11 protein-coding genes and 1 pseudogene are annotated in these 12123 nt (G+C 72.0%); 3 read left to right on the top strand and 9 right to left on the bottom strand.

The annotated features are described in order from the left end of the window. Positions 1-10: 10 nt before the first annotated feature. The 3 genes and pseudogenes from OHU74_RS31565 to OHU74_RS31555 form a co-directional block, all read right to left on the bottom strand. A pseudogene (locus OHU74_RS31565) lies at positions 11-541 on the bottom strand (lysophospholipid acyltransferase family protein); the annotation flags it as partial. After that, the gene (locus tag OHU74_RS31560; RefSeq protein WP_371619036.1) at positions 538-1401 is read right to left on the bottom strand and encodes a GNAT family N-acetyltransferase; all 864 of its coding nucleotides are present in this window, start codon (positions 1399-1401) and stop codon (positions 538-540) included. The pseudogene OHU74_RS31565 and the gene OHU74_RS31560, both read right to left, overlap by 4 nt. A 156-nt stretch (positions 1402-1557) precedes the next feature. Then, positions 1558-2817 carry an extracellular solute-binding protein gene (locus OHU74_RS31555; RefSeq protein WP_371619035.1) on the bottom strand — a complete coding sequence of 420 codons (1260 nt, stop codon included), beginning with the start codon at positions 2815-2817 and terminating at the stop codon, positions 1558-1560. Between the two features lie 165 nt (positions 2818-2982). Here OHU74_RS31555 and OHU74_RS31550 point away from each other — a divergent pair, with 165 nt between their 5' ends. After that, entirely contained in the window at positions 2983-3201 is a 219-nt protein-coding gene (locus OHU74_RS31550) for a dodecin (protein ID WP_371619034.1), read from the top strand. 47 nt (positions 3202-3248) lie between these two features. On the opposite strand, the gene OHU74_RS31545 is transcribed toward OHU74_RS31550, so the two are convergent. Next, positions 3249-3743, bottom strand: coding sequence for a hypothetical protein (locus tag OHU74_RS31545; RefSeq protein WP_371619033.1), 495 nt, complete (start codon positions 3741-3743; stop codon positions 3249-3251). Between the two features lie 85 nt (positions 3744-3828). Here OHU74_RS31545 and OHU74_RS31540 point away from each other — a divergent pair, with 85 nt between their 5' ends. Then, a complete protein-coding gene (locus OHU74_RS31540) occupies positions 3829-4842 on the top strand; it encodes an LLM class flavin-dependent oxidoreductase (protein WP_371619032.1) in 1014 nt (337 codons plus the stop codon). 30 nt (positions 4843-4872) lie between these two features. Further along, positions 4873-7290 (top strand): ABC transporter, encoded by a 2418-nt coding sequence (locus OHU74_RS31535; RefSeq protein WP_371619031.1) that lies wholly within the window; start codon positions 4873-4875, stop codon positions 7288-7290. Positions 7291-7306: 16 nt separating this feature from the next. Here OHU74_RS31535 and OHU74_RS31530 read toward each other — a convergent pair whose 3' ends face one another. The 5 genes from OHU74_RS31530 to OHU74_RS31510 all read right to left on the bottom strand — a co-directional run bounded on the left by OHU74_RS31530 (position 7307) and on the right by OHU74_RS31510 (position 12091). Then, positions 7307-7678, bottom strand: a complete 372-nt coding sequence (locus tag OHU74_RS31530; RefSeq protein ID WP_371619030.1) for a cupin domain-containing protein — start codon at positions 7676-7678, stop codon at positions 7307-7309. An 89-nt stretch (positions 7679-7767) separates the two neighbouring features. Next, positions 7768-8493 (bottom strand): hypothetical protein, encoded by a 726-nt coding sequence (locus OHU74_RS31525; RefSeq protein ID WP_371619029.1) that lies wholly within the window; start codon positions 8491-8493, stop codon positions 7768-7770. 135 nt (positions 8494-8628) lie between these two features. Further along, positions 8629-9375: a succinate dehydrogenase/fumarate reductase iron-sulfur subunit gene (locus OHU74_RS31520; RefSeq protein ID WP_371619028.1), complete on the bottom strand. Its 747-nt coding sequence runs from the start codon at positions 9373-9375 to the stop codon at positions 8629-8631. Continuing rightward, positions 9372-11324 (bottom strand): fumarate reductase/succinate dehydrogenase flavoprotein subunit, encoded by a 1953-nt coding sequence (locus OHU74_RS31515; RefSeq protein WP_371619873.1) that lies wholly within the window; start codon positions 11322-11324, stop codon positions 9372-9374. The genes OHU74_RS31520 and OHU74_RS31515 overlap by 4 nt, the downstream gene beginning before the upstream one ends. 62 nt (positions 11325-11386) lie before the next feature. Then, positions 11387-12091, bottom strand: a complete 705-nt coding sequence (locus OHU74_RS31510) for a succinate dehydrogenase (RefSeq protein WP_371619027.1) — start codon at positions 12089-12091, stop codon at positions 11387-11389. Positions 12092-12123: the final 32 nt, after the last annotated feature.

Genomic DNA, 12123 nt, shown 5'->3' with positions numbered 1-12123 from the left:
CGGCGCGCCGGAAGGTTCCCTGGGCCCGCCCGCACCAGGTGGAGCCCTCGGGGTAGACGGCGACGCGGTCGCCCCCGAGCAGGGCGCGCGCCATGGCCTCGACGGTGGCGGGCAGCGCGCGGATCCGGTCGCGCTCGATGAACAGGGTCCCGGCCTGCCGGGAGAGCGGGCCGAGCACGGGCCAGCTGCGGATATCGCTCTTGGCCAGCATCCGGCAGGGCAGGACGGCGGCGACGAGGGGGATGTCGAGCCAGGAGATGTGGTTGGCGACGATCAGCCGGCCACCGCCCGCGCCGGGGCTCCCGTGCACGGTGATGCGCAGGCCGAAGGCGCCCAGCAGTGCGGCCGCCCAGGCCCGGACCACCAGGTGCCGGGGCCGCTGCGGCAGCAGGCGCAGCGGCGGGGCGCCCAGGATCCCGAGCAGGATCAGGGCGACGGCGGCGCCGAGCCGCAGGACGGCGCGCGGCACGCTCGCGGTGGCGCCCTCGTGGCCGGCGCAGGCCTCGGGGGTACAGGGCGAGGTGGGGAGCCAGACGCTCATGCGCCCGGGGCGAGCGAGAGGAAGTGCTTGAGGTAGCGCGGGTTGGTGCGGCGCAGCGAGAGCAGGACGTAGAGGTCGGCGCAGCCGAACTCGGCGTCGAGGGCGGGCTCCCCGCAGACCCAGGCGCCCAGGCGCAGGTAGCCGCGCAGCAGCGGCGGCAGTTCCATCCGGTCGGGGAAGGCGATGCCCTGCGGGTTCCAGGGGAGGTGCGGGGTCACCCGGTACTCGGCGGGGGCGAGGCTCCTGGTCAGCACGTTCTCGCGGGTGGCGGCGGCGAGGACCCCGCCGTCGGCCAGCGGAATCGAGCAGCAGCCGGCCAGCCAGTTGTGTCCGGAGCGGTCCATGTAGCGGGCGAGGCCGGCCCAGATCAGGGCGATGACGGCGCCGTTGCGGTGGTCGGGGTGGACGCAGGACCGGCCGACCTCGACCAGGTCGGGGCGGATGGGCGCGAGCGCGGAGAGGTCGAACTCCCCCTCGGAGTAGAGGCGTCCGGCGACGGCGGCGCGCTCGGGGGGCAGCAGCCGGTAGGTGCCGACGACCTGCTCGGTCTCCTCGTCGAGGACGAGGAGGTGATCGCAGTAGGCGTCGAAGGCATCGACGTCCAGGCCCGGCTCGGGGCCGTCGAGGCGGGCTCCGAGCTCGCCCGCGAAGACCTGGTGGCGCAGCCGCTGGGCGGCGCGGACCTCGTCCTCGTTGCGGGCGAGGCGTACGGCGTAGCGGGGCGCGGCCGGGGCCTCGGAGGTCGGGGCCGCCGCGGTGGCGGTCGCGGTTGCGGTCACCGCGTTCAGCGTGGCCACCCGGGAGACGGCCGGGACCGAGGTGGGGGGAAGGGCGGACGGGGACAGGGGGGCGATGGTCATGGCGGCTCCTGATCCGGACACGGAGAGCCAGGCCGACAGGACGCGTGGCCTGGCTTCTTTACTTCTTCCGTGCAGGACTGGATTCGACATGACCGCTTCGCGGCACTTGGATGTGCGAACGCTGAACTCGGCGGTCCGAGGGCCCGCCGCACCGGATCAGTGGTCGGCGCTGAGGACCTTGCTGATGGTCTCGGAGGCCGCCTTCGCGGCCTCCTTGGGGTCCCGGCCGGTGAGGACCGCCGTCATGAACGGCTTGATCGGGTTCTTGGCCTCGACCTCGGCCCAGCGGGCGGATTTGGGGGTGGCGCGGCCCTGGGCGGCGCCGGGGGCCATCGCGGCGGCGCCCTCGTTGCCCTCGACGACGTGCGCGAGGGTGGTCTTGTTGGGTACGTAGCTCATGGTGGTGGCCAGCTCGGTCTGCCACTTCTCGCTGACCAGGGCCGTGATCACGTTGACGGCGTTCTTCCGCTGCTTCGTCCGCTCCGGGATGATCAGGTCGGAGCCGCCGGTGAAGACGGCGCCCGGCTTCTCGGCGGTCTTGCCGGGGATCGGGAAGAAGCCGAGCTTGCCCTTGAGCGCCGGGTTCGCGGCCTCGATCGCGGCGGCCTGGCCGGGCGGGGCGATGATCTGCGCGATCCCGCCGCGGGCGAAGACCTCCGACTGCGGGGGCGTCTCCTCGTCGGCGTCCTTGGGGCCTTCGCCGAGGGCCTGGAGCTGCTTGTAGAACTCCATTCCGGCCATCGCCTTCTCGTCGTCCAGGGTGCCGAGCCACTGGCCGCTCGTCTCGACCGCGAGCTCGCCGCCCTCGTCCCAGATGAAGCCGGAGAGCACGTACCAGTTCTGTCCGGCGAGGTAAATGCCCTGCTGGCTCCCCTTGTCGAGCTTCTGGGTCGCCTGGATCCACTCCTGGCGCGTCTTGATCGGCGCCTTGATCCCGGCGTTCGCGAACAGGTCCTTGTTGTAGATCACCACACGGTTGGCGGCGTACCAAGGGACGCCGAACTGGGCGCCGTTGACGCTGCCGGGGTCGGCTAGGCCTTTCAGCCAGTCCTTGCCGTCCCACTCGCGCAGTGCTTCCAGGGTGAGTTCGGAGACGCCGCCGCTCTCCACGTACTGGGCGACCTGGGTGTTGCCGACCTCGATGACGTCGGCGCTCTCCTCGCTCTTGCCGGCCAGCACGGCGTTGACCTTCGCGCCTATGCCCGTCCACTCCTGGATCTTGACGTCGAGGTCGATCCCCGGGTTGTCCCTCTCGAAGGAGCTGGTGAACTGGGTGATGAACTCGTCCGACGCGCTCCCCTTCATCAGCCAGAGCGTCACCTTCTGCGGACCCCCCGCCGATCCGGCCAGACTGCACCCGGTGAGGGCGGTCGCGGCCGCGAGAGCGGTGGACACGGCAAGGAAGCGCATCTTCACGAAGGTCACCTTCTGGGGATGGATCTCAGATGGCTTGAAATTGGCATGGACCAATGAGTGGGTCAAGAGGGTTGGGCTGTGGATTGTTCACGCAAAGTTCGCGGACCCGGACTTACTGGGGCACCGTAGAACAAGGCAACTGCCACCCAGTGTCGGGAGACGTCCATGTCCAATCACACGTACCGGGTGACCGAGATCGTCGGCACGTCCCACGAAGGCATCGACCAGGCGATCCGCAACGGGGTCGCGCGCGCGGGCGAGACCCTGCGCGGGCTGGACTGGCTCGAGGTGACGCAGATCCGGGGCCACATCGAGAACGGCGAGATCGCACACTTCCAGGTGGGGCTGAAGCTCGGCTTCCGGCTCGAGGGCGGCGAGGACTGAGGAACCGGAACCGTACGCGGCCTCGCGCGGCCCGGGCGCCCGGGCGCTCAGGTGCGGCCCTCGCCCTCCTGCGCGTCCTTGAGCTCCGGCGCCTCGGCGGCCCAGTCCGCCAGGACCACGCGGAAGCCCGCCGCGCGCGCCGCCTGGCAGACCAGCTCGTCGTCGTCCACGAGCATCCGCACCTCACGGCCCCGCGAGATCCGCCGGAGCACCTCCAGCTTGGTCGTCCGGGCGGGCCGCCGGTCCTGGTTCCCGCGCATCCACAGCCGCCCCTCGGGCAGCCCGTGCCGGGTCAGCCATTCGGCCGTGTCCGCGCGGCACCGCTCCGGCCGGCCGGTCAGGTAGACGACCTCGCAGTCGGCCGCGCTCTCCACCGCGAGCGCGATCCCCCGGGCGAGCGGCGGATCGGCGGGGGCCGCGCCGAAGAAGCCGTCCCAGTCGCGGGGCCGGCGCTCCAGCCAGTGCTGGCGGTGGGCGGTGTCGGCCAGGGTGTTGTCGATGTCGAAGACGGCCAGGGGTCGGCGGTTCTGAGTCTCGGTCACCCCGCCAGCCTAAGCACCGGCCGCGCCCCGCCCCGCCCCGGCGCCACCCGGGGAATCCTGGAGCGCCCCGTACGTTGACCTCTGTGTGATCCGGAAACTCTCGATACTCGACCGGTCCCGCACCCGCGAGGGCCATCCCGCCCCCGAGGCCCTGCGGGACACCGTGGAGCTGGCGCGCGCCGCCGAACGGCTCGGCTACCACCGGTTCTGGGTCTCCGAGCACCACAGCGTGCCCGGAGTGGCCGGTTCCGCACCCACCGTGCTCGCCGCCGCCGTCGCCGGGGCGACCGGCCGGATCCGGATCGGCACCGGCGGGGTGATGCTGCCCAACCACCAGCCGCTGGTCGTGGCGGAGCAGTTCGGGGTCCTCGAAGCCCTCTTCCCCGGCCGGATCGACATGGGCCTCGGCCGATCGGTCGGCTTCACGGGCGGGATCCGGCGGGCGCTGGGCCGCGACACCGGGGACGCCGACCGGTTCGAGGAGCAGCTCGCGGAGCTGCTGGGCTGGCTGGACGGCACCCAGCGGGCGCACCCCGAGGTGCACGCCCACCCGGCGGAGGGTCTGCGGATCCCGCCCTACGTGCTGGCCACGGGCGAGGGGGCCGCCATCGCGGCCCGCGCGGGGCTGCCGCTGGTGGTCGGCGACATCCGGGCCCGCGCCCGGGTGGTGGAGATCATCGAGAAGTACCGCGCGGAGTTCCGGCCCTCCCCGTGGGGCACGGAGCCGTACGTGATCGCCTCCGGGACGGTGGCGGTCGCCACCACCACCGAGGCCGCCCGCCGGATCCTGATCCCGGAGGCGTGGGCGCTGGCGCAATCGCGCACGCGCGGCAGCTTCCCGCCGCTCCGCCCAGCCGAGGAGATCGAGGCCCTGACCATGACCCCCAAGGAGCGGGAGCTGTACGAGGGGGCCCTGACCGGGCACGTCCACGGCACGGAGGCGCAGGTCGCGGCCGAGCTCACCACCCTCGCGGAACTGACCGGGGCGGACGAACTGCTCGTCACCACATCCACGTACGACCGGACCGCCCTGCTGGACTCGTTCACCGGACTCGCCCGCCTCACGGGCATCACCGATCGCACCGGCCACACGGAGTAGCCGCTGCCCCCAGGTACTAAACTTGGACGAATGCACCAGCCCGCAGCCCCGCACCTCCCCGGTCCGCACGACCCCTACGTCCGCGTCCGCGGCGCCCGGGAGCACAATCTGCGCGGGGTCGACGTGGACATCCCGCGCGACGCGCTGACCGTCTTCACCGGGGTCTCCGGCTCGGGCAAGAGCTCGCTCGCCTTCGGCACCCTGTTCGCCGAGGCCCAGCGCCGGTACTTCGAGTCCGTGGCCCCGTACGCCCGCCGCCTGATCCACCAGATCGGCGCGCCGAAGGTCGACTCCGTCACCGGGCTGCCGCCCGCCGTCTCGCTGGAGCAGCGGCGCTCCTCCCCCGGGTCGCGGTCCTCCGTCGGGACGGTGACCATGCTGTCCAACTCCCTGCGGATGCTCTACTCGCGGGCCGGGTCCTACCCGCCGGGCGCCGCACGGCTCGACTCCGACGCCTTCTCCCCCAACACCGCCGCGGGCGCCTGCCCCTCCTGCCACGGGCTCGGCCGCATCCACCGCACGAGCGAGGAACTCCTCGTCCCCGACGGCTCCCTGTCGATCCGTCAAGGGGCCGTCGCCGCCTGGCCCGGAGCCTGGCAGGGCAAGAACCTGCGGGACATCCTGGAGGCGCTGGGCCACGACGTGGACGCGCCGTGGCAGTCGCTGGCGGCGAAGGACCGCGAGTGGATCCTGTTCACCGACGAGCAGCCGGTGGTGACGGTGCATCCGGTGCGGGAGGCCGACCGGATCCAACGGCCTTACCAGGGCACGTACATGAGCGCCCACCGGTACGTCATGCGGACCTTCTCCGACAGCAAGAGCGCCACCCTGCGGGCCCGCGCCGAGAAGTTCCTGACCTACTCCCCGTGCCCGGTGTGCGAGGGTCGGCGACTGCGGCCGGAGGCCTTGGCCGTCACCTTCGCGGGCCGCACGATCGCGGAGCTGGCGGCCCTTGCGCTGACCGAGCTGGACGGCGTACTGGCCACCGCGCTCGGGGGCGGCGAAGGCGAAGCGGCGCGGGTGCTGGCCGAGGACCTGTGCTCCCGGATCGGCCCGGTCGCCGAGCTCGGGCTGGGCTACCTGAGCCTGGACCGGGGCGCCGCGACCCTGTCGGCGGGCGAGCTGCAGCGGCTGCGGCTGGCGACGCAGCTGCGGTCCGGGCTGTTCGGAGTGGTGTACGTCCTGGACGAGCCTTCGGCGGGGCTGCACCCGGCCGACACCGAGGCACTGCTCTGCGTACTGGACCGACTCAAGGAAGCCGGGAACACGGTGTTCGTGGTGGAGCACCACCTGGACGTGGTCCGGCACGCCGACTGGCTGGTGGACGTCGGTCCGCTGGCCGGGGAGCACGGCGGGCGGGTGCTGCACAGCGGGCCCCCGGAGGGGCTGGCCGCGGTGGCGGAGTCGGCGACGGCCCGGTACCTGTTCCCGGCCCCGGCCGCGGACCCGGCGCGCGGCGGGCCGCCCGTGCGGAAGGCCACCGGGACCATCCGCCTCAGCGGGGTGGACCGGCACAACCTCCGTGACGTGACGGCCGAGTTCCCGCTCGGGGTGTTCACGGCCGTGACCGGGGTGTCGGGGTCCGGGAAGTCCACGCTGGTCGGGCAGGCGCTCGCGCGCGAGGTCGGCGAGCGGCTGGCGGAGCCGGCCTTCCCGGTGCGCCGGCTGGTGGAGGTGGACCAGAAGCCGATCGGGCGCACCCCGCGCTCCAACCTGGCCACGTACACGGGGCTTTTCGACGTGGTGCGGCGGCTCTTCACGGCGGCTCCGGAGTCGAGGGCGCGGGGCTGGAAGGCGGGCCGGTTCTCCTTCAACGTGCCGGGCGGCAGGTGCGAGTCCTGCCAGGGCGAGGGTTTCGTCTCGGTGGAGCTGCTGTTCCTGCCCAGTACGTACGCCCCGTGCCCCGAATGCGCGGGGGCCCGGTACAACTCCGAGACCCTCGAGGTCCGTTACTCGGGGCTGAACATCGCCGAGGTGCTCGCCCTGACCGTGGACGCGGCGGCCTCCTTCTTCGCGGAGGTCCCGGCGGCGGCACGGAGCCTGGGCGCACTGAAGGACATCGGCCTGGGATACCTGCGACTCGGCCAGCCGGCCACGGAGTTGTCGGGCGGCGAGGCCCAGCGGATCAAGCTGGCCACCGAGCTGCAACGACAGCGCCGCGATCACACGCTGTACCTGCTGGACGAGCCGACGACCGGACTGCATCCGGCCGATGTGGAGGTGCTGCTACGGCAGTTGCACGGGCTGGTGCACGCCGGGCATTCGGTGGTCGTCGTGGAACACGACATGGCGGTGGTGGCCGGCGCGGACTGGGTCATCGACCTGGGCCCGGGCGGCGGAGCGGACGGCGGCCTGGTGGTGGCCGCGGGCACACCGGACGAGGTGGCCCGCGCCGCCGGCAGCCGGACGGCGGCCTACCTGGCGCGGGCCCTCGCCGTTCGGTCCTAGCCGTCGCCGTTCGGGCCTAAGAGCCGGCCGGCTTGGCGAAGTCCCCGTAGCCCTGCCAGTCGAGGACCACGCACGGCTCGTCTCCGAGCACCCAGGCGTCGTGGCCGGGGTCGATCTGGATGAAGTCCCCGGACCCCGCCTCGACGCTGTCGCCGTCGTCCATGACGATCTTCATGCGGCCGCTGACGACGTAGCCGACATGGGCGGCCTCGCAACTGTCGGTTCCCGCTATCGGCTTGATGTGCTGCGACCACTGCCATCCGGGCTCGAACACGGCGCGCCCCACCGGTCCGTGGCTGGTGTTGAGCAGATCGAGCCTGCCCTTGCCGTCTTCGAACTGGCGCGTTTCGTCCGCGGAATCGAAGCCGCGGTGCACGATTCCAGACATGATCGTCTACCTCCCGGCGCACGACTGCCCCGAGTCCACTTCTCAGAGTACGCCCGTACCCCGTGGTACCCGGCCTTACCCGGCAGTACCTACGCGTCGCCGGAGAGCAGGTGCTGCGGCAGCTCCCGGAAGCTCCAGACGCCCTGTCTGCGCGTGAACGTCCACACCAGGTCGTAGCGGTCGGGCCAGGCGGCGGGCAGTCCCAGCAGCCCCTGCGCCCCGAGGCCCCGGATCAGTCGGGGCATGCCGGTGTGCTCCCAGCAGACGAGTACGGGCATCCGGGCCGCGAGCACCGCGCGGGCCAGGGCCGGCTCGGCTCCGACGGCGAACTCGGTGCGCACGCTCGTGTGGAGCGAGGCGGCCAGCGCCTCCACGGTCTGGCGGCACCGCGCGGGTGCTCCCGCCTTGCCGCCGGCCGCGAAGACGGCCTCGGGCCGGGGCAGGGCCGCGCCGCGGGTGGGCCCGAAGAGGGCGGGCAGTTCCTGGGCCCGGCGCCATCCGCGGACCGCGAGGAATCCGGGGTCCTCGTTGCCCTCTTCGTCCTCGCCGGTGTCCCCCGCGTACGGTTTCTCCGCGTGCCGGATGACCATGACCAGGGCGTCCTTGGCGGCCTCGGGTCCTGGGCGCGGGGTGCGCGGCCGCTCCTCCTCGGCACAGCCGGCCACCACCAGCGGGGCGAGGGCGGCGGCCAGTACGGTGCGGCGGCGCGGGCCGGACCCGGCGGGGGCCGGGCCGGATCCGGCCGGACCGGACCGGGACGTGCCCGCCCGGCCCGCGGCGTCCGGTTCCACTTCTCGAACACGACCCAGGGGCATGGGGCCACTGTCGCCCATGCCCGGGAGGCGGGGCGGTCACGGCACGGCGGGCACCGCGCCGGTCATCCGATCGGCGGACGACCGGCGGACGGCCGGCGCCGTCAGGGGGCGCGGCTCGTCCCTGCACGGAGCGGCTCAGCGCGGGCCCTTGCGGACCGCCCGCAGCCACTCCTTGTTCATGGCCGCGATGGAGGGCAGCGGTATCCCCTTGGGGCAGGCCGTCGCGCACTCTCCGGTCAGCGTGCAGCCGCCGAACCCCTCCGCGTCCATCGTGGCCACCATGTCCAGTACCCGGGTCTCGCGTTCCGGGGAGCCCTGCGGGAGCACGTTCAGGTGGTTGATCTTGGCGGAGGTGAAGAGCATCGCGGAGCCGTTGGGGCAGGCCGCCACGCACGCCCCGCAGCCGATGCACTCGGCGTGCTCGAAGGCGTAGTCGGCGTCCGGCTTGGGAACGGCCGTGGCGTGCGCCTCGGGGGCGGCGCCGGTCGGGGCGGTGATGTAGCCGCCCGCCTGGATGATCCGGTCGAAGGCGCCCCGGTCGACGACGAGGTCCTTGACCACGGGGAAGGCCGAGGCCCGCCAGGGTTCGACGTCGATGGTGTCGCCGTCGGCGAAGGCCCGCATGTGGAGCTGGCAGGTGGTGGTGCGCTCCGGACCGTGGGCGTCTCCGTTGATGACGAGGCTGCACGCGCCGCAGATGCCCTCGCGGCAGTCGTGGTCGAAGGCGACCGGGTCCTCGCCGCGCAGGGTGAGGTCCTCGTTGAGGGTGTCGAGCATCTCCAGGAAGGACATGTCCTTCGAGATGCCGTCGACCTCGTACGAGGCCATCGCGCCGGTGGCGTCGGCGTTGCGCTGGCGCCAGACGCGCAGGGTGAGCTTCATGCGTAGCTCCGCTGGGTGGGGTGGACGTACTCGAAGACGAGGTCTTCCTTGTGCAGGACGGGGGCGACGCCGGTTCCGGTGTACTGCCAGGCGGCGGCGTACCCGAACTCCTCGTCGCGGCGGGCGGCTTCGCCGTCCGGGGTCTGGGACTCCTCACGGAAGTGGCCGCCGCAGGACTCGGCGCGGTGGAGTGCGTCGAGGCACATCAGCTCGGCGAGTTCGAGGTAGTCGATGATGCGGTTGGCCTTCTCCAGCGACTGGTTGAACTCCTCGCCGCTGCCGGGGACCTTGACGCGCCGCCAGAACTCGTCGCGGATCTCGGGGATCCGGGCGAGCGCCTTGCGCAGTCCCGCGTCGGTGCGGGCCATTCCGCAGTACTCCCACATCAGTTCACCGATCTCGCGGTGGAAGGAGTCGGGCGTGCGGTCGCCGTCCACGGCGAGCAGCTTCGCGAGGCAGTCGCGGGTCTCGCGGACGGCGGCCGCGGCCTCGGGGTGCGTGTCGTCCACGGCTTCCTGGTGCGGGTGGCGGGCCAGGTAGTCGTTGATGGTGGAGGGGAGCACGAAGTAGCCGTCGCCGAGCCCCTGCATGAGCGCGGAGGCGCCGAGCCGGTTGGCCCCGTGGTCGGAGAAGTTAGCCTCGCCGATCGCGAACAGGCCGGGGACGGTGGTCTGCAGGTCGTAGTCGACCCACAGTCCGCCCATCGTGTAGTGCACGGCGGGGTAGATCCGCATGGGGACCTCGTACGGGTTCTCCGCGGTGATCCGCTCGTACATCTCGAAGAGGTTGCCGTACTTCTCCGCGACGCTGTCCTTGCCCATCCGGCGGATGGCGTCGGCGAAGTCGAGGTAGACGCCCTGCCCGCCGGGGCCCACGCCGCGCCCCTCGTCGCAGACGTTCTTGGCGGCGCGGGAGGCGATGTCGCGGGGCACGAGGTTCCCGAAGGAGGGGTAGATCCGCTCCAGGTAGTAGTCGCGCTCGGCCTCGGGGATGTCGGCGGCGGGGCGGTCGTCGCCCTTGGCCTTGGGGACCCAGATGCGGCCGTCGTTGCGCAGCGACTCGCTCATCAGGGTGAGCTTGGACTGGTGGTCGCCGGTGCGCGGGATGCAGGTGGGGTGGATCTGGGTGAAGCAGGGGTTGGCGAAGTAGGCGCCTCGCCGGTGCGCCCGCCAGACGGCGGTCGCGTTGGAGTTCATGGCGTTGGTGGAGAGGTAGAAGACGTTGCCGTATCCGCCGCTCGCGAGCACCACGGCGTCCGCGTAGTACGTGTCGATCCGGCCGGTGACCAGGTCGCGGGCGACGATTCCGCGCGCCACGCCGTCGACGGTGATCAGGTCGAGCATCTCGGTGCGGGCGTGCATCTCGACGTTGCCGGCGGCGATCTGCCGCGAGAGCGCCTGGTAGGCGCCGAGCAGCAGTTGCTGTCCGGTCTGGCCGCGGGCGTAGAAGGTGCGCGAGACCTGGACTCCGCCGAAGGAGCGGGTGTCGAGGAGGCCGCCGTACTCGCGGGCGAAGGGGACGCCCTGGGCCACGCACTGGTCGATGATCTCCACCGAAATCTGCGCCAGGCGGTGGACGTTGGACTCGCGGGCCCGGAAGTCGCCGCCCTTGACGGTGTCGTAGAAGAGGCGGTGCACGGAGTCGCCGTCGTTGCGGTAGTTCTTGGCGGCGTTGATGCCGCCCTGCGCGGCGATGGAGTGGGCGCGGCGCGGGGAGTCGGAGAAGCAGAACTGGACGACGTGGTAGCCCTGTTCGGCGAGGGTGGCGCCGGCCGCTCCACCGGCCAGGCCGGTTCCGACGACGATCACGGTGTGCTTGCGCCGGTTGGCCGGGTTGACGAGCTTGGCCTCGAAGCGGCGGCGGTCCCAGCGCTCGGCGATGGGGCCTTCGGGGGCCTTGGCGTCGGCGATCGGGTCGCCGGTGGTGTAGTCGGCGTAGGAGGCGCTCATACTCTCGTCGTCGTTCGCGGTGGTGTTCTCGTCCGTGTTCATGTTCGTGTTCGCGCTCATGGTCAGCTCACCACTCCGGTCATGACGGCGACGGGTACGGACACGAAGCCCGCGAAGAGGACGAGGGCGAGGGCATTGGCCAGGAACTTGAGCGTCCGCTCCCGTCGGGCGCTGCCCGCACCGAGGGTCTGGGCGGCGCTCCAGAAGCCGTGGCGGACGTGCAGACCGAGGGCGGCCATCGCCACGATGTAGATGGTGTTGCCGTACCAGGTGGAGAAGGTGGCGAGGACGTTCTCGTACGGATGCCCCGCCCAGGCACGCTCGTTGACGGTGAGCGTGGTGAGGTCGAGCAGGTGCCAGACGATGAAGAGGGCGAGGATGATGCCGCCCCAGCGCATGGTGCGGGTGGCGTAGCTCGCGCGTCGGCGCTTGTGGACGTACTTCACCGGGCGCGCCTTGATGTCGCGGCGGCTGAGCTGGTAGGCGCAGACCCCGTGCGCGACGACGGCGACGACGAGGGCGACGCGGAAGATCCACAGGGCCCATTCGTGGTGGAGGAAGGGCGAGCCGAGGGTGCGCAGCCAGTGGGCGTAGCCGTTGAACTCCTCGGCCCCGAAGAAGATCTTGAGGTTGCCGAGCATGTGCACGACGAGGTAGCCGAGCATGATCAGGCCGGAGACGGCCATCACGGACTTCTTGCCGACGGATGAGTCCCAGAGCGTGCGCGTGGTGGACGGCCGTCGATCCGTCCGCGTTGCCAATGCCATGGCACCGACCGTAGGGACCAAGGTCCCGAAAG

The organism is Streptomyces sp. NBC_00454 (genome assembly GCF_041434015.1).
Classification (GTDB): Bacteria; Actinomycetota; Actinomycetes; order Streptomycetales; family Streptomycetaceae; genus Streptomyces.
The sequence above is the reverse complement of the archived record's forward strand: the minus strand, read 5'-3'. Positions and strand labels throughout refer to the sequence as shown.